General features: G+C 68.2%; 19 protein-coding genes. 9 read left to right on the top strand and 10 right to left on the bottom strand.

Annotated features, from left to right (window positions below; all coding sequences use genetic code 11):
* Window positions 1–142: 142 nt before the first annotated feature.
* Complete coding sequence (locus RT688_RS04005) at window positions 143–1,111, bottom strand: MBL fold metallo-hydrolase (RefSeq protein ID WP_313703558.1); 969 nt, start codon at window positions 1,109–1,111, stop codon at window positions 143–145.
* A 150-nt stretch (window positions 1,112–1,261) separates the two neighbouring features.
* Between RT688_RS04005 and RT688_RS04000 the strand changes: the two genes are divergently transcribed.
* Together RT688_RS04000 and RT688_RS03995 are read left to right on the top strand one after the other, a co-directional pair.
* Window positions 1,262–2,386: an HPP family protein gene (locus RT688_RS04000; RefSeq protein ID WP_313703557.1), complete on the top strand. Its 1,125-nt coding sequence runs from the start codon at window positions 1,262–1,264 to the stop codon at window positions 2,384–2,386.
* Between the two features lie 99 nt (window positions 2,387–2,485).
* Window positions 2,486–3,628, top strand: a complete 1,143-nt coding sequence (locus RT688_RS03995; protein ID WP_313703556.1) for a HAMP domain-containing sensor histidine kinase — start codon at window positions 2,486–2,488, stop codon at window positions 3,626–3,628.
* Window positions 3,629–3,671: 43 nt separating this feature from the next.
* Here RT688_RS03995 and RT688_RS03990 read toward each other — a convergent pair whose 3' ends face one another.
* The gene (locus tag RT688_RS03990; RefSeq protein ID WP_313703555.1) at window positions 3,672–4,364 is read right to left on the bottom strand and encodes a UPF0149 family protein; all 693 of its coding nucleotides are present in this window, start codon (window positions 4,362–4,364) and stop codon (window positions 3,672–3,674) included.
* A gap of 87 nt (window positions 4,365–4,451) precedes the next feature.
* On the opposite strand from RT688_RS03990, the gene RT688_RS03985 reads away from it, so the two are divergent.
* The 3 genes from RT688_RS03985 (at window position 4,452) to RT688_RS03975 (ending at window position 10,120) form a co-directional block, all read left to right on the top strand.
* On the top strand, window positions 4,452–5,462 hold the full coding sequence (locus RT688_RS03985; RefSeq protein WP_313703554.1) for a serine/threonine protein kinase: 1,011 nt from the start codon (window positions 4,452–4,454) through the stop codon (window positions 5,460–5,462).
* Between the two features lie 359 nt (window positions 5,463–5,821).
* The gene (locus RT688_RS03980; protein WP_313703553.1) at window positions 5,822–7,570 is read left to right on the top strand and encodes a methyl-accepting chemotaxis protein; all 1,749 of its coding nucleotides are present in this window, start codon (window positions 5,822–5,824) and stop codon (window positions 7,568–7,570) included.
* A gap of 225 nt (window positions 7,571–7,795) precedes the next feature.
* A complete protein-coding gene (locus tag RT688_RS03975) occupies window positions 7,796–10,120 on the top strand; it encodes a hypothetical protein (protein WP_313703552.1) in 2,325 nt (774 codons plus the stop codon).
* Window positions 10,121–10,350: 230 nt separating this feature from the next.
* Here RT688_RS03975 and RT688_RS03970 read toward each other — a convergent pair whose 3' ends face one another.
* Together RT688_RS03970 and RT688_RS03965 are read right to left on the bottom strand one after the other, a co-directional pair.
* Window positions 10,351–10,770, bottom strand: a complete 420-nt coding sequence (locus tag RT688_RS03970; protein WP_313703551.1) for a hypothetical protein — start codon at window positions 10,768–10,770, stop codon at window positions 10,351–10,353.
* Between the two features lie 110 nt (window positions 10,771–10,880).
* Window positions 10,881–11,939 (bottom strand): DUF475 domain-containing protein, encoded by a 1,059-nt coding sequence (locus RT688_RS03965; RefSeq protein ID WP_313703550.1) that lies wholly within the window; start codon window positions 11,937–11,939, stop codon window positions 10,881–10,883.
* 201 nt (window positions 11,940–12,140) lie between these two features.
* On the opposite strand from RT688_RS03965, the gene RT688_RS03960 reads away from it, so the two are divergent.
* From RT688_RS03960 to RT688_RS03950, 3 genes are all read left to right on the top strand, one after another.
* On the top strand, window positions 12,141–12,560 hold the full coding sequence (locus tag RT688_RS03960) for a divergent PAP2 family protein (protein WP_313703549.1): 420 nt from the start codon (window positions 12,141–12,143) through the stop codon (window positions 12,558–12,560).
* Between the two features lie 255 nt (window positions 12,561–12,815).
* Entirely contained in the window at window positions 12,816–13,979 is a 1,164-nt protein-coding gene (locus RT688_RS03955; protein ID WP_313703548.1) for an efflux RND transporter periplasmic adaptor subunit, read from the top strand.
* A gap of 3 nt (window positions 13,980–13,982) precedes the next feature.
* Window positions 13,983–17,243, top strand: coding sequence for an efflux RND transporter permease subunit (locus RT688_RS03950; protein WP_313703547.1), 3,261 nt, complete (start codon window positions 13,983–13,985; stop codon window positions 17,241–17,243).
* Window positions 17,244–17,387: 144 nt separating this feature from the next.
* On the opposite strand, the gene RT688_RS03945 is transcribed toward RT688_RS03950, so the two are convergent.
* The 6 genes from RT688_RS03945 to RT688_RS03920 form a co-directional block, all read right to left on the bottom strand.
* Window positions 17,388–17,873, bottom strand: a complete 486-nt coding sequence (locus RT688_RS03945) for a hypothetical protein (protein ID WP_313703546.1) — start codon at window positions 17,871–17,873, stop codon at window positions 17,388–17,390.
* Between the two features lie 64 nt (window positions 17,874–17,937).
* Window positions 17,938–18,393 (bottom strand): hypothetical protein, encoded by a 456-nt coding sequence (locus RT688_RS03940; RefSeq protein WP_313703545.1) that lies wholly within the window; start codon window positions 18,391–18,393, stop codon window positions 17,938–17,940.
* 554 nt (window positions 18,394–18,947) lie between these two features.
* Window positions 18,948–19,406, bottom strand: a complete 459-nt coding sequence (locus tag RT688_RS03935) for a hypothetical protein (RefSeq protein WP_313703544.1) — start codon at window positions 19,404–19,406, stop codon at window positions 18,948–18,950.
* A 311-nt stretch (window positions 19,407–19,717) separates the two neighbouring features.
* Window positions 19,718–20,659, bottom strand: a complete 942-nt coding sequence (locus tag RT688_RS03930) for an NAD(P)H-hydrate dehydratase (RefSeq protein WP_313703543.1) — start codon at window positions 20,657–20,659, stop codon at window positions 19,718–19,720.
* 20 nt (window positions 20,660–20,679) lie between these two features.
* Window positions 20,680–21,444, bottom strand: a complete 765-nt coding sequence (locus RT688_RS03925) for a histidine phosphatase family protein (RefSeq protein WP_313703542.1) — start codon at window positions 21,442–21,444, stop codon at window positions 20,680–20,682.
* 124 nt (window positions 21,445–21,568) lie between these two features.
* Window positions 21,569–22,969, bottom strand: coding sequence for a cation:dicarboxylate symporter family transporter (locus RT688_RS03920; RefSeq protein WP_313703541.1), 1,401 nt, complete (start codon window positions 22,967–22,969; stop codon window positions 21,569–21,571).
* Window positions 22,970–23,260: 291 nt separating this feature from the next.
* Here RT688_RS03920 and RT688_RS03915 point away from each other — a divergent pair, with 291 nt between their 5' ends.
* Window positions 23,261–24,961, top strand: coding sequence for a methyl-accepting chemotaxis protein (locus tag RT688_RS03915; protein ID WP_313703540.1), 1,701 nt, complete (start codon window positions 23,261–23,263; stop codon window positions 24,959–24,961).
* Window positions 24,962–25,076 lie beyond the last annotated feature (115 nt).

Below are 25,076 nucleotides of genomic sequence, written 5' to 3'. Positions count from 1 at the left end.
CGCGGTACGGCGCATGCACATCGAACACTGATTCTTACCGAGCGCCATGTATGTCGTCGTGCGTCCGGGTATGCACCCACACGAAAGACCGCGTGGGCACAAGTGCCCACCCTACAACATCGCGCGCGCGTCGACGAATGTCTTACCGCATCTGCGTGTAATTCACCGGCACGAAACGATACCCCTTGCCTTCGCTGCGCAGGTGCCCCAGGCCCGGGAACTGCAGGTGGGCGCCGCCGATCAGCGCGCCTTCCTTGGCGGCGAGGTCGAACAGCTTCTTGCGTGCGGCGGCCGCGGCTTTCTGGTCGCCGTCGAAGCCGATGGTCACCGCCGGGTTCTCGAACTGGACCGCCGCGACGTGGATCAGGTCGCCGATCACCATCATCTTGCGCCCGCCGCTCTCGACCACGAAGGTGGTGTGGCCCGGCGTGTGGCCGTGGCCGCCCAGGGCGCGGATGCCGGGCGAGAGGTCGACGTCGCCATCGAAGGTCTTGAAGCGGCCGGCCTTCACGTACGGATCGAGCGCGGCCATCGCGTTCCTGAACGAGCCCTTGGCGTCTTCCGGCGCCTTGTCCATGTTGGCCTGGCTCAGCCAGTGGTCGGCCTCGCGCCTGGCCGCGCGCACGACCGCGTTCGGGAACGCCGGCTGGGCCTGGGCCAGCAGGCCGCCCAGGTGGTCGCTGTGCATGTGGGTCAGGTAGACCTCGTCGACCTGCTCGGGCGCGTAGCCGGCCGCCTTCACGCTGGCCAGCAGCTTGCCCAGGGTCGGCCCGAACAGCACGCCGGCGCCGGTGTCGATCAGGATCAGCTTGTTGCCGGTGTTGATCAGGAAGGCATTGTCCGAGGTTTCGAGCGGGCTTGTCAGGAAGGACTTGGCCAGCGCCGCATTGGTCTTCCCGGCCTTGTCGTTCAGCAGTTTGTCGACAGGCAGGTCGACGGTGCCGTCGGACAGCGGGGTGATCTCGAACTCGCCCAGCATCACGCGATACCAGCCGGGGGCGGGGGTCTTGGTCATCGGGGCGGCGGCGAACGAGGGGGCGGCGATGCAGGTCGCGAGGCAGGCGGCGGCGAGCGCGCGCAGGACGGTCTTGTCGAATGGGCCGGTCATCATGGATTCTCCAGTGGTTGGCCGCGTCATTACATTTATAAAAACATTGCGCATCGTACATCAAGCGGACGCGGGACGTGCTTGCGGGGTGGCGCGCTGCAGCCACGGCCGGCTTATGGTGTAATAGCGGTCTTTGCTTTACACCGCTTTTCCATGCAAGGACAATTCATCCAGTGGCTGCACGGCTTCCTGCCGCAGCCGCTCGCCGGCGGCCGCCTCGAACGCGTGCGCGCCGCGCTCGGGGCCTGCGTCGGCCTGTTCGTCACCGCTCTCCTGACCCATTCGCTGGCGCCCGGCCAGGCCGCCTGGCTGATCGCGCCGATGGGCGCGTCCGCCGTGCTGCTGTTCTGCGTGCCGGCCAGCCCGCTGGCCCAGCCCTGGTCCGTCATCGGCGGCAATACCCTGTCGGCCCTGGTCGGCGTCGCCTGCGCGCGCCTGGTGCACGACCCGCTGCTGGCCGCGCCGCTGGCCGGCTGCCTGGCGATCGCCGTCATGTTCGCGCTGCGCTGCCTGCATCCGCCCGGCGGCGCCGTCGCCCTGACCACGGTGCTGGGCGGCGCGGCGGTGCACGAAGCCGGCTTCCTGTTCGCACTGGAGCCGGTGGCGCTGAACTCGGCGCTGATCGTGGGCGCGGCCATCCTCTACAACAACCTGACCCGGCGCCGCTATCCGCACGCCGCGCACGCGGCCGACCGCAACGTGCACGCGACCGGCGACCCGGCGGCCGCGGCGCGCCTGGGGATCACCGAGCAGGACCTGGAAGCGGCGCTGGCGCGCTACGGCGAAGTGCTCGACGTCAGCCACGATGACCTGCTGGCCATCGTCGACGACGCCCGCCAGCTGGCCCTGCACCGCCACTTCCGCGAGCGCACCTGCGCCGAGCTGATGTCGAGCCACGTGGTGTCGGTCGGCCCGCGCGACACCCTGGAGCATGCGCGCGAACTGCTGCTGCGCCACCGCCTGCAGTCGGTGCCGGTGCTCGACGAGCGCCGCTACCTGCTCGGCATCCTGGGCGTGGAAGACCTGCTGCGCCACGGCGGCTGGACCGCCCACCTGCGCCGGCTGGTGCCGGGAGCGGCGCCGCGCGTGGCCGACGCCATGCGCCAGCGCGTGGTGGCGCTGCCCGCCGACGCGCCGCTGGCGCAGCTGGTGCCGCTGCTGGCCGACGGCGGCTACCACCAGGTCGCGATCACTGGCAGGGACGGCGCGGTGGTCGGCCTGGTCAGCCGCTCCGACCTGATGGCGGCGCTGTGCGAGCAGCAGCTGGCGGCGGCCTGAGACGCCCGCCCGCAACGTCCAGGGCCGGTGCGGCGCGCCGTCATTAATCAAATTGCATTAAGATGAATGCCCCCGTGCTGCGATACTCAAAGGTGATGCGTGACGTTGGCTAGTGACCAGAAAGAAGGTGAGGACGGCCTGTCCGAGACGTCGAGGCGCATGCTGGCGCTGCGCGACAAGGTCTTCGCGGAGTGGGAGCGCAGCGTGCGCGGCGCCGTCGAGCAGGCGGCCGAGCTGCGTCATCCGGTGTTGATCGACACCTTGCCCGTTTTTTACGACAACATCGCCGAAAGCCTCAGCCAGGGCCAGGTGCGGACCCACGGCGCCGACCACACCACCGTCGCCGCCGAGCACGGCGGCGAGCGCGCCCGCGTCACCAGCTACGACCACGTGGCCCTGATCGACGAATACCAGCTGCTGCGCCGCGCCATCCTCGAAGTCCTGCCGCGCGAAGGCGTGGCGCTCGGCGCCGCCGACGTGGTGATCATCGACGCCTCGATCGACGCCGCCATCAAGCAGGCGGTGCACGCCTTCACCCTGGTGCACAACGGCCTGCGCGAACGCCTGGCCGCGGCCCTGACGCACGACCTGCGCGGCCCGCTGCAGGCCGCCGCCACGGCGCTCGACCTGATCGTGCGCATGGAGGACGTGTCGCGCATCCACGACGTGGCCGCGCGCGCCTCGAAGAGCGTGCACCGGATGGGCGGCATGATCGGCGAACTGCTCGATTCGATGGCCTTCCACGGCGGCCAGCGCGTGCCGCTGGACCTGGCCCGTTTCGACGTCCGCGAACTGGCGGCCGAGGTGCAGCGCGACGTCGCCGCCCACGGGCCGGACGTGGAGCTGGCCGGGACCAGCGTGCTGGGCTGGTGGGACCGCAAGGCGCTGCGCCGGGCGCTCGAGAACATGCTGTCGAACGCGCGCAAGTACGGCGCGCCCGGCACGCCGATCCGGATCAAGGTCGACGAGGTCCACCAGCGCCTGCTGCTGACCGTGCACAACGAAGGCGAGCCGATCCCGCCCGGCGAGCAGGAAGACATCTTCCAGATGTACCGCCGCGCCGAAGCCGCCGCCAGGGGCGAGAAGCAGGGCTGGGGCATCGGCCTGCCCTACGTGCGCACGGTGGCGGAAAGCCACGGCGGCAGCGTCGGCGTCGACAGTTCGCGCGAGCGCGGCACCACCTTCGTGATCGACATCCCGGTCGACTGCCGGCCTTTCCGCAGCGCGCCGACGCTGGCATGAAAAAACCGGGGACGCGCCCCGGTTCGATCGACGCCGATGCCGCTTACGCCTGCTCGGCCCCGCAGCACTTCTTGAACTTCTTGCCGCTGCCGCAAGGGCAGTCGTCGTTGCGGCCGACCTTCGGCGCCTCGTTGCGCACGGTCTCGACGGCGGGCTTGCGCAGCGGCAGCCAGTAGCGGTGGATGGCCGGCAGGTTGGCCTCGACCTCGAGCGCCAGCTGGTGCGCCTTGACCGGGTCTTCGACCAGCGGCAGTTCTTCTTCCTCGATCTCGTCGGCGCCCAGCAGGTAGAGCGGGCGCATCAGGTCGGCGGCCTCGGAGTCCCAGATCGGGTCCCAGGAGCCCGGGCGCAGTTCCATGCCTTCCCAGAAGCCCCAGCACCAGGCCTCGGCGTCGATCAGGGTCTGGCCCTGGTGCTCGTGCTCGCAGTACAGCGGCTCGAATTCCTTGGGCGCGACCTCGAAGGTGATCAGCACTTCGTTCATGAAGCGCATGATCAGGTTGACGATGCGTTCCTCTTCCTTGCCGTTCTTCCATTTCGGCGCCTGCTTGCCGTCCTCGCCCCAGACGCGCGGCAGCCACTCGGCCGGCATGATGGTTTCCGGACCGATGGCGATCGCCGTCAGGTAGCCGTGGAGGGTGTCCATCGTCATCGCGTCTTCCGGGCTGCGCTCGGAGAGGAGGAACTGGTCGAGTTCGTTGAATTCTTTTTCGGTGAGGGGCTGGTCGAGTTGCATGGGATGCTCTTGTTGCGGTGAAGTCGCCAGTGTAACGCCTGCGGCGGGGAGCGCACGAAAAAAAGCGCGCCGCCTTACAATGGCGTCATGGATCATCTGTCATCTTCGGCGCCGCCTCCGGGCGCGCACCCATTCTCCGGCCTCGATCCGGACCGCGTCCTCGACGCCCTGCAAAGCGTCGGTATTGTCGGCGACGGCCGCCTGCTGGCCCTGAACAGCTATGAGAACCGCGTCTACCAGGTCGGCTGCGAGGACGGTCCGCCGGTGGTGGCCAAGTTCTACCGCCCAGGGCGCTGGAGCAATGAGGCCATCCTCGAGGAACACGCTTTCGTGGCCGAGCTGGCCGAGCGCGAGGTGCCGGTGGTGCCGGCCATGACGATCGAGGGCCGGACCCTGCACGAATTCGGCGGCTTCCGTTTCGCCGTTTTCCCGCGCCGGGGAGGGCGCGCGCCCGAGCTGGGCGACGCCGCCACGCTGGAGTGGATCGGGCGCTTCATCGGCCGCATCCACGCCGTCGGGGCGGTCTCGCCCTACCGCGTGCGTCCGGCGCTGGACCAGCAGACCTTCGGGCGCGAGCCCGCGGACTACCTGCTGCGGCACGACTTCCTGCCGCGCGAGCTGCGCGCGACGTACGCCAGCGTGGCCGAGCAGGCCCTGGCCGGCGTGGCGCGCTGCTACGAGCGCGCCGGCGACCTGCCGCCGCTTCGCCTGCACGGCGATTGTCACGGCGGCAACGTCCTCTGGACCGACGGCGGCCCGCACTTCGTCGACTTCGACGACAGCCGCATGGGCCCGGCGGTGCAGGACCTGTGGATGCTGCTCTCGGGCGAGCGCCATGAACAGGTGCGCCAGATGAGCGACGTGCTGGCCGGCTACGAGGATTTCTGCGAATTCGACCCGCGCCAGCTGTACCTGGTCGAAGCCCTGCGCACGCTGCGCCTGATCCACTATTCGGCCTGGCTGGCGATGCGCTGGGACGACCCGGCCTTCCCGGCCGCCTTCCCCTGGTTCAATACCCAGCGTTACTGGCAGGACCGGATCCTCGAGCTGCGCGAACAGGTGGCGCTGATGGATGAGCCGCCGCTGTGGCCGGTGTAGCCGGGGCTGCGACCGAACGCGAGGCCGCCGCTAACCCGCGCTTTCCGCATGCGGCTTTCCATCACCACGCCACTGGAAGACGCCAGGGCCCGCGAACCGCGGACCACGGGGTTTGGGACCTGTGGATGCCGCTCTCGTCCCGCCGTGGCCGGGTAGCGGGTTGTTAATGCAGCGACAAAATTCTGTGGCATCTTGTCGACGGTATCGGAGCCAGGATCAAATAAATACGCGTGTTTTGTTATAACAATATCGACAGCGGTGGTCGGTAGTGCAAGCATGTCTTGCCGCAAGGTAATAAAACCTGGCGCTTGTCTGCATTATTATTTTAAGACCGTTCAGATATCGCGAAACTCTCCAATATGAAAGTCGGCACCCGCCTCGCTGTCGGGTACGCCCTCATCCTCGGCTTCCTGTGCGTGATCGTGGCCGCATCCATCTACGGCATGGCCGGCATGCGCGAACGTACGCGGGTCATTACCGACATTAACAACGCCCAGATCGAACTGGCGAACAACCTGGCCGACTCGATCCAGAACCGGATGGTCCTGGTGCGCAACCTCGGCCTGCTCACCGACGAAAGCGCGATGGCCGTCGAATACAAGGCCATTCAGGAGGAAACGGCACGCTATGCCGAGACCTACCGGCGCATGGAGCCTTTGTTCAACCTGCCCGAAACCCAGCCCGAAGAAAAGCGCGTGTTCGCACAGTTGCGCGAGGCGGAGCAAGCGGCTTTGCCCATCATCGAGAAGGCGGCGCGCCTTGGGCTGGCCAACGACGCGGAACAGACGACGCGCGTCCTGCTGGACGAGCTGCGCCCGGTACAGGTGAAATGGATGGGCGCGATCCGGGATCTGATTACGCTCGAGAACAAGCTGAACCAGGAATCGTCGGACGACGCGCTCGCGACCTACGACGATACGCGCACCCTGAACCTCGGGTTGAGCGCTTTGGCACTGGCCGTTGGCGCGATCGCCGCCGTCGCCATCACCCGCAGCCTGCTGCGCCAGCTGGGCGGCGAGCCGGGATACGCCGCCGATGTGGCGACCCGGATCGCCAATGGCGACCTGGCCACGCCGGTCGAGGTCAAGTCCGGCGACACCACCAGCATGATGGCGTCTATGAAAGCCATGCGCGACAACCTGGCGCGCATCGTCAGCCAGGTGCGCTCCGGCACGGATACCATCGCATCGGCGTCGTCGCAGGTGGCCGGGAGCCAGGACTTGTCCTCGCGCACCGAAGAGCAGGCCAGTTCGCTGGAGGAAACCGCGTCCTCGATGGAGGAGCTCACCAGCACGGTCAGGCAAAATGCCGACAATGCGCGCCAGGCCAACCTGATGGCCGACGCGGCGTCGAGCGTCGCGAAGAAGGGTGGGGAGGCGATCGGCGAGGTGATGGGGACGATGTCCGACATCAGCGCGTCGGCCAGCAAGATCCGCGACATCATCGGCGTGATCGACGGCATCGCCTTCCAGACGAATATCCTGGCCCTGAATGCCGCGGTCGAAGCGGCACGGGCCGGCGAACAGGGCCGGGGCTTCGCGGTGGTCGCCACCGAGGTGCGCAACCTGGCGCAGCGCTCGGCCAGCGCCGCGCGTGAAATCAAGGAGCTGATCGAAGACTCGTCCGGTAAGGTCGAGAGCGGCAGCCGGCAAGTCACCGCGGCCAGCGCGACCATTCTCGAGATCGTCGACAGCGTCAAGCGCGTGACCGACATCATGGCCGAGATCAGCGCCGCCAGCCAGGAGCAGACGGCGGGCATCGAGCAGATCAACCAGGCGGTCGTCTCCATGGATCAGGTGACCCAGCAGAATGCCGCGCTGGTCGAGGAGGCCGCCGCGGCATCCGAGGCCATGCAGGTCCAGGCGGCCCGCCTGAGCGAAGCGGTCAGCGTGTTCCGCCTCGACGGCACGCACGCGGCCGGGCCGGCGGCGGGGGCCGTCGATGCACGGCGCGTGCGCCGTCCGCCGCCGTTCCGGCCTTGCCGCGCAAGCAGGCCAAGCCTGCCGGGCCAGGGCGCAGCGCAAGACCGCCGCGTCCGCCAACATGGATGGTTGGGAAACCTTCTGAGCCCGGCGCGGCGGCGCGGCAAGCCGCCGGTTTCCGGTTGATTTGCCGCGCTTGCCGCCAGTTCCGTAGCGACGAGGAATCGAAGGTGGGGCAGGGCTGCGGTGTCGCCGGTTTCCCTGGCCTGGCAATGCGCCGGGCGCCGGCCGCGCGCCGGTGGCGAACCGTGGAATTGCCCGCTATTTACCACGCAGCTCGGCGTGACACGTTTCGTCCGTATCGCGGATAATGGTCAAGCGCGGCAATCCGCCCGGAACCCGAGAACCAGCATGGAACGAGACCCAGCCTCCCACGACGATACCGACTTCACGATCGACCTGCCGCCGGCGACGGCCGAGCACGTGCCGCCCGCGGTCGCGCCGGATCGCGGCCAGCTGGAACAGGCCGCGATCAAGGAAGCGATCGCGCGCGTCGAGGCCGAGGCAAAAGCGAACGTGGCGGCCGAAAGCCGCGCCGCCGCCGAGGCCCATGCGCGTGCGCTGGCCGAGGAACGCGCCGCCATGGACGCCGCCGCCGCGGCCGCCGCGCTCGACCACGCCCAGGCCTCGGAGCAGGAGATCGAGGCCAACCGCAACCGCCTGGAAACCCTGCGCGCCGCGGCCCAGGCCACGGCCGAGCGGCTGGAAGCGATGCGCCAGGAAACGGCCGAGCTGCGCGCGCGCGTCCAGCATGACACCGAAAGCCGCCTCGCCACCGAAGCGCGCGCCCGCGCCGCCGACCAGGCGCGCCGGCGCGCCGCCGAACAGATCGAGGCCGAAGCGGCGATGGCGCTGGAAGCCGCGCGCGCCGCCGAGGAATTGCTGGCCCAGACCGAAGAGGCGCGCCGCCAGGCCGCCGAACGCGTCGCCGCCGTGCACGCGGCGCGCGAGGAAGTGCTGCACAGCGCCAGCGCCGACGCGCGCGTGGCCGTGCTGGCGCGCGAGCGCGAGCGCGCCGAGAAGGCCGCGCGCCAGACCGCCGAAAAGCTGGCCCAGGCCGAAGCCGAAGCGCTCGAACTGGCCCTGCAGCGCGAGCGCGCCGACCAGATCGCGCTGGCCTCGGCATTCTCGCGCGCCGCCGCCGAGGCGCGCGCGCTGGAGGAAGCACGCGCCCTGGCCCACGTCGAACACGAACGCGAAACCATCGCCCAGGCCCAGGCCGACTCGCAACGGGTCGCCGCCGACACCCTGCGCACGCGCCTGCAGCTGGAAAAGGAATTGCGCGACGCCGCCGTGCACCGCGAGCGCCTGGAACAGATGGCCGCCGCCACCGCCGAGGCGCGGCGCGAAGCCGAGGCGCGCATCGTCGCCGCCACCGAGGCGCGCATCGAGGCCGACCGCAAGCTGCGCGAAACCGCCATCGAGCGCGCCCGCGCCGAGGAAGAAGCCGGGCAGCAGGTCGAAGCGCGCCTGCAAGCCGAGGCGCAGGCCGCCCGCGATGCCCAGGAGCGCGCGCAGGCCGAGCGCGCGGCGTTCGAGGCCGCCGAGCGCCAGGCCGAGGAAGACCGGCGCGCCCGCGCGCTGGCCGAGGAGCGCGCCGCCCAGGCCCAGGCCCTGCTCGACGCGCGCGCGGCCGAGAATGCGTCGGAAGAGGCGGCGCTGGCCCTGGCCGCCGAGCAGGCGGCGCTGCAGCGCGAGGCCGCGAGCGTGGCCGCGCGCCGTCAGGAAGAGGCCGAGCGCCTGGCGGCGCTCGAGCGCGAACGGGTCCAGGCCGAGGAAACGGCGCTGGCGGCCCTGCAGGAAAAGCTGGACGCCGAGCGCGAACTAGCCGCGACCGCGCAGGCACGCGTCGACGCCGAACAGGCGCAGGCCGCGCTGCTGCGCGACCAGCTCGACTTCGAGAACCGCGCATTGGCGGCGCAGCGCGCCACCCTGGAAGCCCAGCGCGCCGCGGCGAACCTGGCCGTCGAGCAGGCCGCAAGTGAAGAAGCAGCCGCAGCCGCGGCACAGGCCGAGGCGGAGGCTGCCGCAGAATTGGCCCGCACCCAGGCCGAGCGCGCGGCTGCGGAACAGGCGAAGCTGGCGGCGCTCGATGCCGCGGCCCAGGCCGAGCGCGAAGCGGCCGAGGCGGCGCGCGAATCGCTGGCGCTGCTGGAGCAGAAGCTGGCGGCGCAGCGCCAGCAGGCCGAGGCCGAGACACGCGCCAACGCGGCGGCGGCGGCGCGCCTGGCCTCCGAGCAGGCTGCGGCGGACAGCGCGCGCCTGCGCGCCGAGGCCGAGGAAGAGGCGGCGCGGCTTGCCGCCGAACGCGAAGCGCTGGAAGCCGCGGCGGCCCAATCGGCGCTGGAGAAGCGCGAAGCCCAGCGCGCGCTGCTCGAACACGCCCAGGCCCACGCCGAGATGCAGCGCCGCACCGCCGCGACCACCCAGCAGATGGCCGACGCCCGGCGCGAACTGCTGGAACTGGAAACGAAGCGCCTGGAAGAGCAGGCCGCCGAGCTGTCGGCGACCGAGGACGCGATCAACGACCGCAAGGCCGAAGCCCGCCAGCGCGCCGCGTCCGAGAACATCACCCGCGAAGTGCTGGGGCGGCTGAAGAAGCAGCCGTCGGCGCAGCAGGCCGCCGCGCGGCTGGCGGAGGTGATCATGGCGCAGCGGCGCAGCAACGGGGAATAAACGAAGGGTTCGCTTTCGTAGGATGGGTACTTGTACCCACGCGGTTCTACCGGATGCACGTCGAAACGCGTGCAAACGAAAAAGGCCGATGATCATCGCATCGCTGCGAGATCATCGGCCTCGTTATTTCAACCGTTGCCCCGGTGGGTACAAGTACCCACCCTACGGCCGGCTTCATTGCGCCGATATGCGCCGCGTCTCAATCCGAATTCGGTGATATGTAGAACGTATTACTGCGCCGTGGCCGGCGCATCGCTCGGCGCGACCGGATTTGCCGGACCCGTGTTCACCGAGGTCACGAAATACTCGGTCTCGCCGAAGCAGGAGGTCGGCACGCCGCGGTGCTGTTCGTAGCTGATCTCGACGCGCTGGCCCATGGTCGACTGCAGCTTCTGCACCAGGTTCTCTTCGCGCACGGTGAAGGCGAAGCGCTCGGGAATCGCGCCGGGCATGCTCGAGAGCAGGATCTCGCCTTCCCAGGTCTTGCACAGCCAACCCTTCTTCGAGAACTTCTGCAGGTAGCCGGCGCGGGTACCCTCGGAATACGACCAGCTGAGCGTGAACCAGGTGTATAAACCGACCACCACGACCAGGGCGGCGATCACGGTCAGCAGGATGGGAAGGACGCGGCGGGGCAGGGCAGTCGGCATGGTGTGCTTGATAGTCGATGTTGAAGGGACAAAGGCGCGCGGTAGCCGCGCGGCGCCCATTCTGCCATGGCCGCGCGGATTATCAAAACAACAGATCAGAGCGCCCGTGCTCAGCTCACGCCGACGCTGGCGCGCTCCTCTTCCAGCTGCATGCGCTTGCGGTAGCGCACCGAGGACCACAGCGACACCAGGATGAAGGCCAGCCCCGACAGGCCGGTGAACCACTCCGGAATGTGGAAGTGCACGCTGGCGAACATGATCAATGCCAGGATGCCGATCGCGTAGTGCGCGCCATGCTCGAGGAAGACGAATTCCTGCAGCGTGCCCTTGTAGACCAAGAACACCGTCATCGAGCGCACGAACATCGCGCCGATCGCCAGGCCCAGCATGATGATGACCACGTCGTTGGTAATCGCAAACGCGCCGATCACGCCGTCGAAACTGAAGGAGGCGTCCAGCACTTCCAGGTAGAGGAAGCCGCCGATGCTGCCCTGGGAAATCATCTTGCCGACCGTCGGGTCCGCTTCTTCTTCCTCGAGCAGGCCGCTGATCCAGTTCACGCCGATGTAGACCAGCACCCCGACCACGCCGGAAATCAGGACGGCCAGCTTGCGCGCCGGCGGCATCAGGCTCATGGCGAAGAAGACGGCGAGCAGGGTGAGCAGCACCGCCAGGCCCTCGGTCCCGTACTTGCCGATCTTTTCCTCGATCCAGCCGAGCCAGTGCAATTCCTTTTCCTCGTCGAACAGGAAGTTCAGGAAGACCAGCATCAGGAAGGCGCCGCCGAAGGCCGAGACCTCGGCGTGGTGCTCGGTCAGGTGGCGCGAGTATTCCTTTGGCGTCTCAATCGCCATGTTCCACACGTCGACCAGCCCCAGGCCGGTGGCGACCGAGACGATCACCAGCGGGAACAGCAGGCGCATGCCGAACACCGCGACCAGGATGCCGACGGTCAGGAACAGCTTGCGCCAGAATTCGTTCCAGTGCCGCAGCACCGAGGCATTCACGACCGCGTTGTCGAAGGACAGCGACACCTCGAGCACGCCCAGCACCGCGGTGATCCACAGCGCCGACAACATGCCCGGGACCCCGCCATGCTCGTAACCCCACCAGCCCGCCAGGGCCATGAGCACGACAGTGACCGCGAACGACAGCCGGAAGTGACGCATGGTGACTCCTATTCTTTGTGGAAGCTGGACAAGCGCCGCGGTGCCTGTCCAGCTTCCTGGTGATGAGTGATTGATTATTGGTTGAAATGCCACAGTTTAGCGGCATCTTACCTGTTTCCAAGCGGGAGACGGCGCAGCGCAGGTCGCCCGTGGCCCTGGCTTCTGCCATAATTCCGCCCGGCATTTATTTTTTGGAAAATCATGGACTTCACTTACCTCATCACGCCATTCTTGACCTGGCTCGTCGTCGGTCCGATCAAATTCCTGATCAACAGCGCGCGCCAGGGGCGCTGGGCCTTCAACCTGGTCGGCAACGGCGGCTTCCCGAGCAACCACAGCTCGGTCGTGACCAGCATGGCGACCCTGATCGCGCTGCGCGAGGGGATGGGGCACCCGGCCTTCGGCGTGGCCGTCACCCTGGCCTTCATCGTGATGATCGACGCCAACAGCCTGCGCCAGCACGTCGGCCGCCAGGCCGCCGCCATCAACCGCCTGGCGGTGGACGTCAAGGGCCACGCTATCTTGCGCGAACGCATGGGTCACACCCTGGTCGAGATCTGCGGCGGCATCGTCACCGGTATCGGCATGGGCTTCCTGGTCTATCACCTGTTCGTGGTTTAAGGGTAAATTCCCTCACGTTAGAAAGGTAGCGCATGGCGGCGACCTGTCCGCCATCTGTCCGCCTGTCCGCGCGATGCGCCGCGTTTCGTCCGCCTGAGATGCAGTTCATCGCGCCAGATCGCAGTTCATCCATCGAAAACCACAGTGCGCAGGATCGTCAATTGACTGGTGGGTCCGCCTCCCGGATACTGCCCGCTGGCGAAATCCCGCTTTAGAAAAATACATACATATCAGCGTCCATTGGAGAGACTCAACATGCTGCGCAACACTCTACTCGTCCTTGCCATCGCGTCGGCCCTGGCCGCCTGCAGCAAGGAGGCCAAGGATCCGGCCAAGCCGGGTTCGAACGCCACCGCCCAGGCCAGGCAGAACGACGGCAAGCCCAGCCAGTTGCTGGTGGCGCCCGAGGACTTGCTGACGGTGCGCAGCGATGCGCTGGCATCCGGCCCGGTGATCACCGGTTCGATCCAGCCGGAACGCCGCGCCGACCTGCGCGCGGAAGTCTCGGCCGTGGTGCTGCAGGTGTTGAAGGAAAACGGCGAGCCGGTCAAGCGCGGCGATTTGCTGGTCAAGCTCGACGAGACCGCGATCCGAGATTCGCTGCTGTCGGCCGACGAAGCGGTGCGCGCGGCCAGCCAGGCGCTCGACCAGGCCAACCGCCAGCTCGAGCGCCTGAAGACCCTGCGCGCCTCGGGCATGACCTCGGCCGCGGCCTTCGACGAGGCCGAAGTGCGCCGCAACAGCGCCCAGAGCGAAGTGTCGGCCGCGAAGAGCCGCGCCGCCCTGGCGCGCCAGCAGCTGGCGCGCACGGCCGTGCGCGCGCCTTTCGACGGCATCGTCAGCGACCGCAAGGTGTCCGCCGGCGACACCGCGACGGTCGGCAAGGAGCTGGTGAAGGTCATCGATCCGAACAGCATGCGCTTCGAGGGCCGCGTCTCGACCGACAAGATCAGCCTGGTCAAGGTCGGCCAGCCGGTCAAGTTCCACATCAACGGCTACGGCAACCAGCAGTTCGCCGGCACCGTCAAGCGCATCGATCCTTCCGCCAACGGCATCACGCGCCAGGTCGAGGTGCTGGTGGGGTTGACCGGCGAACAACCCCGCGTCGCGGGTCTGTACGCGGAAGGCCGCATCGATGCCGAGACCTCGGACGCGCTGATGCTGCCGGAAAGCGCGATCGTGCGTAACGGCGACGAGACCTACACCTGGCGCGTCAAGGACGCCACCCTGTCGAAGGTCAGCCTGCAGGTCGGCATGCGCGACCAGCGCACCGGCAATTTCGAGGTGAAGACCGGCCTGGCCGCCGGCGACACCGTGCTGCGCAGCCCGAGCTCGAACCTGAAGGATGGGCAAAAGGTCGAGATGGCGACCGCGCGCGTGGCCAGCGCGACCAATCCGCAGCAGGCCAAAGGGAAATAAGCCATGTTCCTGTCCAATTTCAGTGTCAAGAAGCCGATCGCGACGATCGTGCTGATCCTGACGATGATGTGCCTCGGCCTGCTGGCCCTGTCGAAACTGCGCGTCAACCAGATGCCCGACGTCGAGATCCCGATGATCGTGGTGAACGTCCCGTATCCGGGGGCGTCTCCCGAGACGGTCGAGCGCGAGATCATCGACCGCCTGGAAAAGCAGATGCAGAGCGTGCAGGGCGTGACCGAGGTGACCTCGTTCGCCAACGAAGGCAGCGCCACGCTGCGGCTCGAGTTCGACTTCAAGCGCAACCTGATCGAAGCCTCGGACGACGTGCGCAACGCCATTTCGGCGGTGCGCTACAAGCTGCCGCTCGAGATGCGCGAGCCCATCCTGCGCCGGATCGACCCGTCGGCCCAGCCGGTGATGCAGCTGGCCCTGTCGTCGAGCAGCCAGAGCCACGCGACGATCTCGCGCCTGGCCGAGGACGTGCTGGCCGACCGCTTCCGCGCCATCGAAGGCGTGTCCATCGTCAACGTCAACGGTTCGCTGCGGCGCGAGCTGTCGGTGCTGCTGCGCGCCGAGAAGCTGCGCGAGTACAACGTCTCGGTCACGGAAGTGACGAACGCGCTGCGCAACCAGAACACGAATGCGCCGGTCGGCAAGGTGCGCGGCGTGCTCGACGAGAAGGGCATCCGCCTGATCGGCCGCATCGAGCGCCCGGAAGACTTCTCGCAGATCGTGGTCAAGCGCAACGGCGACACCATCGTGCGCCTGAACCAGGTGGCCGAGATCGCCGACGGCTTCGCCGACGTCGACAGCGCCTCGATCCACAGCGGCAGCCCGAACGTCGGCATCTCGATCGTGCGCACCCGCGACGCTTCGACCGTGTCGATCGCCAAGGGCGTGCGCAAGCTGGTCGAGGACATCAATAAGGAACTGCCGAAAGGCACGAGTCTGTCCATTACCCGCGACGGCGGCGAGGAAGCCCAGAGCAGCCTGAACAACGTGATCGAGTCGCTGGTCTTCGGCGCCGTGCTGACCGTGTTCGTGGTCTATGCCTTCCTCAATTCCTGGCGCTCGACCCTGATCACCGCGCTGTCGCTGCCGACCTCGGTGCTGGCCGCCTTCATCGCGGTCTGGCTGTGCGGCTTCACCCTGAACTTCATGACCCTGCTCGGGCTGTCGCTGGCGATCGGCGTGCTGATCGACGACGCCATCGTGGTCCGCGAAAACATCGTGCGCCACATGGAAGCGGGCAAGGACCGCCGCACCGCGGCCCTGGTCGGCACCGCCGAGATCGGCATGGCGGTGGCCGCCACCACCTTCTCGATCATGGCCGTGTTCATCCCGGTGGCCTTCATGCCCGGCACGGCCGGCGAATGGTTCCGCCCATTCGCGCTGACCGTGACCTGCTCGGTGCTGGTCTCGCTGTTCATTTCCTTCACGCTCGACCCGATGCTGTCGGCCTACTGGGGCGACCCGCCGGGCCACCACCTGGAGCCGAAGAAGGGACTGTCGAAAGTGCTGGGCCGCTTCAATGCCTGGTTCGACCGCCTGGCTGGCCGCTACGGCAACGTGATTGCCTGGGCCCTGCATCACCGCCGCTGGATGGGCGTGATCGCGGTGCTGAGTTTCGTGGCGGCGGTCGCGATGCAGTGGTTCCTGGGCGGCACCAGCTTCCTGCCCAAAGGCGACGGCAACAAGATCATGGTCGAGGTGCGCACCCCGGCCTCCTCGAGCCTGCAGTTCGCGCGCGTCAAGATGGAACAGGCGGCGCAACTGGCCCATACGTTGCCGGAGACCCAGGCGACCGACATCATCGCGCGTCCGAGCGGCGGTTCGATCTACGTCGAGATCGGCAAGCGCAACACGCGCAGCCGCAGCGCCGCCGAGATCGGCGCCGATTTGCGCCAGAAGGTCGGCCGCCTGGTCGGCGCCGAGTACACGGTGATCGACGACCTCTCGGGCGGCGGCAAGCCGGTGCAGATCGAGTTCACCGGCGCCGATTCGCGCAAGCTGATGGAGCTGACCACGGCCTACATGGAAAAGCTGCGCCAGGTGCCGGGCGCGGTCGACGTGACGCTGTCGCAGCAGGACCCGAAGGACGAGCTGCAGATCGAGCTCGACCGCGGCCTGGCCAATTCGATGGGCGTCTCGGTCAGCGATGCCGCCACCGCCCTGCGCGTGGCCTTCGCCGGCATCGAGGTCGGCGACTGGGTCGACCCGACCGGCGAGACGCGCGACGTCGCGGTGCGCCTGCACCCCGAGGACCGCGTCAACATCGAGAACATCGAGCGCCTGCCGATCGCGATCGCCGGCACCAACACCATGGTGCCGCTGGAACAGATCGCCCGCATCAGCATGGGCAAGGGACCGTCGGAAATCATGCACAAGAACGGCAAGCGCGTGATCACGGTCTCGGCCAACGCCCAGGGCCGCTCGAACGGCGAGGTGACGGCCGACGCCATGAAACTGGCGAAAAGCTTCGACTTCCCGCCGGGCTATGGCCTGGCGCTGGGCGGCGCCGGCAAGGACCAGGCCGAGCTGTTCCGCGAGATGACCATCGCCCTGTTCGGCGGCATTGGCCTGATGTACCTGATCCTGGTGATGCAGTTCGGCTCCTTCACCGCGCCGATCGGCGTCATGATGTCGCTGCCGCTGTCCCTGTTCGGCGTGGTGGTGGCGCTGCTGGTCACCGGCGGCACCCTGAACCTGATGAGCTTTATCGGCATCATCATGCTGATGGGCCTGGTGGCGAAGAATGCGATCCTGCTGCTGGAAGCGGCGCGCACCCTCGAGCATGAAGGCTATGACCGCGAGGAAGCGCTGATGAAGGCCGGCCGCGTGCGCCTGCGCCCGATCCTGATGACCACCTTCGCGCTGATCGCCGGCATGCTGCCGGTGGCGCTGGCCCTCGGCCCCGACGGCAAGTTCTACCAGCCGCTGGCGGTGGCGATCATCGGCGGCACGATCACCTCGACGCTGCTGACCCTGCTCGTGGTGCCGACCTTCTACGACAGCATCGAGATCTCGCGCGAGCGCATGGCGGCCAAGTTCCACCGCCGCGCCGAGCGCTGGACGGTGCTGCCGGCCTTCCTGGTCACCTTCGTGGAAGCGATCCTGACCCTAGTGCTGGTGCGTTTCGTGTTCCGCATCATCATGCGCATCGTCTTCTACTTCACGGGCCGCGGCCGCGGTCCGGGTGCGGGCGCCGGCAAGACCGTGCCGCTGACGAAGGTGCCGCCAGCCAAGGTCACCGAAGGCGTTTGAAGCGTGACCCGGCCCGTCGAGGCCGAAAAACAAGGAGCCCGCGCGATGCGGGCTCTTTTTTTGCAAGTGCGTTGTCGTAGGGTGGGTTCGAGAACCCACCCTACGCCTCCGACATATGCAAACGCGTAGGGGACTATGCGCCGGTCAGCGCGTCCGCTCGGCGTCGCCTTCGCCCTTGCGCGTCGAGGCCGGGCCGGTGCCCGTGGTGTCGCCGGTGGTGCCGCTGCCCTTGGTGCCTTCCTGCGGCGCCGGCGCCATCGGCGCGCCGCCCGGGTTGGCGCCACCGGTGGTGGCGCCGTTCGGGCCGACCGCCTCGCCGCCGCTGAAACCGCTGGCGCCGCCGATGGCGCCCTGCACGTTCTCGCGGTCGCCGCGCTCGTGCTCGCCGACGGTGCGCGGCGTGATGTTGTTGTTGTACTCGACGGCGCCGGTGCCGGCGTTGCCCTGGTTGCCGGTGCCGCCGACCGTGCCCTCGGCGCTGCCCTGGCCGGCGCCTTCGGTGCGGCTGGTGATCTCGGCGCCGTCACCGGCGCCGCCCTGGCCGGAGTCTTCCTTGCGGCAGCCGCCGAGCACGGCGGCGAGCAGGACGGTACTCAATACGATGGTGGGGAAAGTGCGTGTCGTTTTCATGATGTTTCCTTGTCGTTGACTGGCGGGGGAAGCCGGCCGGGCCAGGCCCGGCCCTTTCTATTTTTTAGTGGCCGGTGGTCGTGGTGCCGGCGCCGGTGTCGCGCGTGTTGGCGCCGGTCCCGGTGCCGGTGCCGCTCTCGGTTCCGGTCGCCGCACCGGTGCCGGTGTTGCCGGTCGCGGTGGTGCCGGTGCTGCCCGCCATGCCGGCGCTGCCGCCCGTGCCCGTGGTGTCGCCGGTACCGGTGGTGCCGCTCACGCCGGTGGCGCCTTGCATGCCGGCGTTCGTGGTGTCGCCCGTGGTCGTGTTCATGCCGCCGTCCTGGGTGGCGCCGACAGTGCCGGTGGCCGTGGTGCCGGCGCCGCCGCTCATGCCGGCGCTGCTGCTGGTGCTGGCGCCCTCGACCGTCGGCGTGGTGCCGGCGGCTTCGGTGGCGGCATCGTCCTTGCGGCAGCCGCCCAGCAGGGCAGCGACGACGGCGGTGGCCAGGACGATCTTCGGTAGCGTCGATGTGCGGTTCATGGTGTTACTCCTTGTTCAATATGGGGGGTGGGGAGTCGCAGCAGTGCCGCGCTTGTTGCCATTCTGGATTGGTATCGACGCATTGGTCCGTGCGCGGCCCCACGTTCGGTGACAACTGTTTGCGGGAAGTCGACGGCAGGCATTGTGGAGTGCCGACCTGGCGATCCACGGAGCGGCGGGCGTTGCGAAAACACGGACGGACGCGCGGACGTAAGCGCGGTGAAGAGCGTGGGCGCAGGCGGCGAAGAAAGCGAAGTAAGAAGCGACGGAAACGCGACGGGAAACGCGACGGGAAGCGCGACAGGAAGCGCGACGGGAAGCGCGACGAGAAACGCGCAGAGGAACGCAAAGGAATACGCGCAGAGGAACGCGAAAGAATACGCGAAGAGGAACGCGAAGGAATACGCGCGGCGGGGGTGTGTGGAAGAAACGGCGCCGCGGAAGCACAGCGCACGCTGTGACACAGCGCGCCAGCAAGAATGCCGGCGGCATGGTGTCAGGAAACGGCAGAGCCCGCGAAAACGGGCCCTGCGGATCGGTGGAGCGAGGCCGGGTTAGCGGCCGGTGGTGCTGCCCGAGGTGCCGGTGCCGGTGCCCGACGAATCGGTGCTGCCGGTCGTGCCGCTGGCGCCGGTGGTGCCAGTGGTGCCCGAGGTGCCGCTGGTGCCGGTGGTGCCGGTAGCGCCAGTGCCGGTGGTGTCGCCGGTGGTGCCGGTAGCGCCCGTGCCGGTGGCGCCCGTGCCGGTGGTATCGCCGGTGGTGCCGGTGGCGCCCGTGCCGGTGCCGGTGGCGCCGGTGCCCGTGGTGTCGCCGGTGGTGCCGGTGCCGGTCGCGCCGGTGCCGGTGTCACCCATGGTGCCGGTGGTGCCGCTGGTGCCCGACGTCGAGCTCGGCGAGGTCGCCGAGGTGTCGCCCGTGGTGCTGGCGGGTTCGTTCTTCTTGCATGCGCCCAGCATGGTGGCCAGGAGGGCTGCGGTCAGCAGGATTTTTGGTGCTTTGGTCATTGCGCTCATTGTTTATACTCCTCGTTCACGTCTATCTTGTGCCGTCGTCTCCAGGTGAGGCGCTGGAGGGGTAACGGCGCCAGTTCAGTCCCGCCATGGAACCTCGCTGGGCCCATTGGCGAAACAGTCAGGGAACCGACGCAACACGCGGCCCCGTTCGGTGCACGAATTCGACTGTAGAAAATTAGACTGGCATTGCTACCGCCAGTTCGTCGCATTGTGCACATCTTGCTTTATTCCGCGATACCGCTAGCGGAGTTTAATGCCGGTCAAACGGATTCCCGTCCTACCGTTTTCCCCCGGCGTAAGCCGGATGGTCCTTACCCGCCGGCCTGCGTGCCGGCGACAGATTCAAGCAGGGCGGGGATTTCGTTCGGGATCTCCCGCGCCAGGTAACCCAGGACGCCCATGCGTCCGGCCAGGCGTTCGCCGGCGCGCGCGTGCAGCGCGACGCCCCAGCAGGCCGCCTGTTCCAGCGTGGCGCCGCGCGCCGCCAGGCCGGTGATGATGCCGGCCAGCGTGTCGCCCGAGCCCGAGACGCCGAGGCCGGCGTTGCCGCCCTCGTGCTGCCACAGTTCGCCCTTGGGCGAGGCGATGACGGTACGCGCGCCCTTGAGCGCCACGACCGCGTTCCATTCGGCGGCCGAGGCCAGCGCCCGCGCGTCCGGCCCCGACACGATCTCGGGCTTGGCGATGCCGGTCAGGTGCGCCATCTCGCCGCAGTGCGGCGTGACGATGACGGGCTGCTCGAAGCGGTAGCACTTGTCCGGATCCCAGCCCGGCGGCGCGTGCAGCAGCGTGCCCATGGCGCAGGCGTCGAGCACGACGGCCGTGTCGCTGCCCTGCAGGCGCTCGAGCAGGCCGTGCACCAGCTCGGCGGCGGCGGCCTCGTCCTGCATGCCCGGGCCGATCAGCACCGCGCTGACGCGGTCGGCCAGCGGATCGAGACGGTCGATCGCCTCGCGCTGGAAGCCGCCGGCCTCGGTTTCGGCCAGGCCGATCACACGCGCCTCGGGCATCGCCAGCGCCACCAGCTGGGCCACGCTGGCCCCGGTGGCGACGGTCAGCTTGCCGGCGCCGGCGCGCAGCGCGGCGGTGGCGGCCAGGATGACGGCGCCCGGCATCTCGCGCGAGCCGCCCAGCACCAGCACGTGGCCGCGCGCTTCCTTGTCGCTGTCTTCGCCCGGCATCGGCAGCGGCCAGGCGCGCAGCAGGTCGGTGGTCACGTCGTGCATGGCGGGTGCATTGTGGATGGCGTTCATGGTCGGGGGCGGTAGCGGCTTCAGGCCTTGGGCGCCGACGGCACGTCCTTGCCCACCGTGACCGGCGTGCCGCTCGCTTCGAGCGGCGCGACGAAGTTGACGAGGCGCACCACCAGCTTGCCGCGCTTGCCGGCGTCCGGGTCGAAGGCGTAGGAGGTGACCGAGCAGTTCGGCACGTCGCCGGCGCGGTCGAAAGCCAGGATGCTGGCCTCGTCGAGGCGCTCGATCAGGTAGCGGAAGCAGTTGACGATCACCTGGTGGGCGACGATGAGCACCCGTTCGCCGCAGTATTCGCGGGTAATGGTGTCGAGCACGCTGCGCAGGCGCAGGATGACGTCGCACCAGCTTTCGCCGCCGGGCGGGCGGAAATAGAACTTGCCGACGTGCTGGCGCTGGGAGTAGAGCTCGGGATACTTGTGGGCGATGCCGTGCGTGGTGAGGCGGTCGAGGATGCCGAACTCCTTTTCGCGCAGGCGCTCGTCGGCGTGCACGGCCAGCAGCGACTCGCGTTCGAGGCGGCGCATCAGGATGTTCGCGGTCTCGGCGGCGCGTACGTAGGGCGAGTGCAGCACCACGCTCGGACGCTGGCCGGGCGCCAGGGCGGCGAACCAGGAGGCCAGGGCCTGGGACTGGCGGATGCCGAGCTCGGACAGGGGCACGTCGACGTCGCGCTCGGCGATGTCGATCAGGTGCCCGGCCGCGGCCTCGGCCGCGTCACGCGCGACGTTGCCTGCGCTTTGCCCGTGCCTGACCAGCCAGATTTCCTGTGGCCACTTCTGTTCCATTCGTTGTCCGCCATGATTATTGACATGGCGTCATCTTAGACGGATTCGTCAGCGGGTCAGCGCACGATACTTTTTGCTAACAAACGCGCTTGCAAACGGCGCGCAAACGCGCCTGGAAACCCGCTCAGGCGGCCTGCTCCTCGCCGTCCAGGTTGGTCTCCGCGTCGCTATTGAAGACCGCCATGTTGCTGGCCCCGAGGATGCGCGAGGTGAGGGTGCCGGCCGTGATGGAGCCGCTCACGTTGAGCGCGGTGCGGCCCATGTCGATCAGCGGTTCGATCGAGATCAGCAGGCCCGCCAGCGCCACCGGCAGGTCGAGCGCGGACAGCACGATCAGGGCCGCGAAGGTGGCCCCGCCGCCGACCCCGGCCACGCCGATCGAGCCGAACACGACGATGGCAAGCAGCGGCAGCAGGAAGGCCATGCTCCACGGATCGATGCCGACCGTGGGCGCGATCATCACCGCCAGCATCGCCGGGTAGATGCCGGCGCAGCCGTTCTGGCCGATGGTGGCGCCGAACGAGGCGGAGAAGTTGGCGATGCCCTCGGGCGTGCCGAGGCGGCGCGTCTGGGTCGCCACGTTCATCGGGATCGAACCGGCGCTGGTCCTGGAGGTAAAGGCAAACACCAGCACCGGCATGATCTTCTTCACGAAGCGCAGCGGGTTGTAGCCGGCCAGGGCGACCAGCAGCAGGTGCACGCCGAACATCAGGAACAGGGCGCTGTAGGAGGCCAGCACGAAGTTCAGCAGGTTCAGGATATCCTGCAGGCTGGAGCCGGCCACGACTTTCGTCATCAGGGCGAACACGCCGAACGGCGTCAGGCGCAGCACCAGGGTCACCATGCGCATCACGATGGTGTGGGCGACGTGCACGAAATGGCTGAACGAGGCGAACTCGGCCGGCTTCTTGGCGGCGATGCCGGTCGCGGCGATGCCGATGAACACCGAGAACAGCACCACCGCGATGGTCGAGGTACTGCGCGCGCCCGTCATGTCGAGGAAGGGATTGGCCGGAATGAAGGACAGGATCATCGAGGGCAGGGAAATTTCCTTTGCCGTCGAGAGCGAACCCTGCAGGTATTCGCCGCGCGCCACTTCCGCCGCCGAGGCGGTCAGGCCGACCGCCGTCAAGCCGAACAGCTTGGCCATCGCGATGCCGATCACGGCCGCCACCGCGGTGGTGGCGATCAGGATGCCGATGGTGAGCGCGCTGATCTTGCCGAGCGAGGCGGCGTCGCGCAACTTGAGGATGGCGCCGACGATCGAGACCATGATCAGGGGAATCACGATCATTTGCAGCAGCTTCACGTAACCGCTGCCGACCACATCCAGCCAGGCATTGGTGCCGCTCACCTCGGGCGAAGCGGCGCCGTAGACCGCCTGCAGGGCGGCGCCGAGCAGCACGCCCAGGCCGAGGCCGGTGAACACGCGGCGCGTGAAGGACTGGTGGCTGGCCTGCATGCGGTAGAGCAGGGCGCAGACCGCCAGGGCGACGGCCAGGTTCAGGAGGATGGGAAGGGTCATGCTTGCCTCTTGTTGTCGAGCAGCCGGATGAGCGGCTGTAAAAGCAGAAATGTGTGGAAATTGCGTCGCAGCATTCTATAGCCAAACCGGTCTCGTCGCAGGGCAGCGGACGGGGCTGGGTCGTGACGAAGTGGCAAGGTCTGTTGTGCTGGGGCGACGAGAAACCCATGAAAGCAGTAGGGTATTGGTCATAAAGTTTCCGTACGGATTCACTTCTTTCTATAATCGCGGGAGCCTGGCAGGTTCCTACCCGCCGCCGACCAACCTGTTTCGCCCCGTACGGGCCCCACCATGTTCAAGAACCTCACCATCAAGACGCGCCTGATTGCCGTGCTCGCCTTTCTCGTCTTCGAGCTGATCGTCGGTTTCGCCATCGGCATCCTCAACCTGAACAAGGCCAATGGCGCGCTCGAACAGATGTATAACGACCGCCTGATGGCGCTGGCCGATCTCGACGAAATCGGCCGCCTGGTCACGCTGAACCAGCTCAACCTGGCCAGGGCCATTCTGCCGGACGCCACGAACGCGGGCGCGGCGATGGACCGCGTGGAAGCGAACACCAAGCGCATCGGGGAGCGCTGGGCGCATTACGAGGCCACCGAGATGGGCGCCGAGGAAAAGGCGCTGGCCGAGCGTCTTTCCGGCGAGCGCAAGGCGTTCCTGGAGCAGGGCCTGCAACCCGCGGTCGCCGCGATCCGCGCGCAGGACGCCGCCGGTGCCGCCGCGATCGTCAACGGCCTCATGCCGCGCCTGTTCGAGCCGATGAACAAGACCATCAGCGAACTGGTGGACATGCAGCAACAGACCGCGAAGGCCGACTACGACGAGTCCCAGCGCATCTACCGGCTGGTGCTGGCGGTCTGCGTCGCCGGTCTGGTGTTCGGCGTCGTCGTGGCGACCGTGCTCGGTTGGCTGCTGGTGCGCGCCATCGTCCTGCCGCTGCAGGCGGCCGTGAAGATCGCCGGCGGCGTGGCCCAGGGCGACCTGACCCAGACCATCGAGGTGCGTTCGAACGACGAGACCGGCCGCCTGATGGCCGCGCTGAAGGACATGAACGATTCGCTGGTCGAGATCGTGACCCGGGTCCGCGCCGGCACCGACAACATCGCCACCGCCTCGAACGAGATCGCCGACGGCAACCTCGACCTGTCCTCGCGCACCGAGCAGCAGGCCGGCGCGCTCGAGGAGACCGCGTCCTCGATGGAAGAACTGACCTCGACCGTCAAGCAGAACGCCGACAACGCGCGCCAGGCCAACGTGCTGGCCGGCTCGGCCTCGGAAGTGGCGGGCAAGGGCGGCGTGGTGGTGTCCCAGGTGGTCGAGACCATGGGCGCGATCAACGCCTCGGCCAGCAAGATCGTCGAGATCATCTCGGTGATCGATGGCATCGCCTTCCAGACCAACATCCTGGCCCTGAACGCGGCCGTCGAAGCGGCGCGCGCCGGCGAGCAGGGCCGCGGCTTCGCGGTCGTGGCCGGCGAAGTGCGCAGCCTGGCCCAGCGCAGCGCCGCCGCGGCCAAGGAAATCAAGATCCTGATCGACGACTCGGTCGACAAGGTGCACCACGGCACGGCCCTGGTCGACCAGGCCGGCGCGACCATGACCGAGATCGTGCAGAGCGTGAGCCGCGTGACCGACATCATGGCCGAGATCACCGCCGCCAGCCAGGAACAGACCGCCGGCATCGAGCAGGTCAACTCGGCCATCGTCCAGATGGACCAGACCACCCAGCAGAACGCGGCCCTGGTCGAAGAAGCCTCGGCGGCGGCGCAGTCGCTGCAGCAGGAGGCGGCGACGCTGGCGCGCACCGTCGGCGCCTTCCGCATCGCCGAGGCCGCGCCGCGCGCGAGCGTGCCCGCGCCGAAGGTGACGACGGTGGCGCAGCTGGCCAAGCCGGCGGCGCGCCCGGCGCCGGCGAAGGCGCCTGCCAAGCCCGCCGCGGCCCCGGCCAAGGCGGTGGCGACTGCCGGCGACGGCTGGGAAGAGTTCTGACGCCGGGCGTCCGGCATGACGGGAAGGGCGGCGCGAGCCGCCCTTTTTTATTGCCGCGCATATGTCGCGCGTGCGTCATGCCACGTAGGGTGGGCGGGTCCCCCGCCCACGCGGC

This window comes from Massilia sp., from assembly GCF_032106685.1.
GTDB lineage: Bacteria > Pseudomonadota > Gammaproteobacteria > Burkholderiales > Burkholderiaceae_D > Telluria.
The sequence above is the reverse complement of the archived record's forward strand: the minus strand, read 5'-3'. Positions and strand labels throughout refer to the sequence as shown.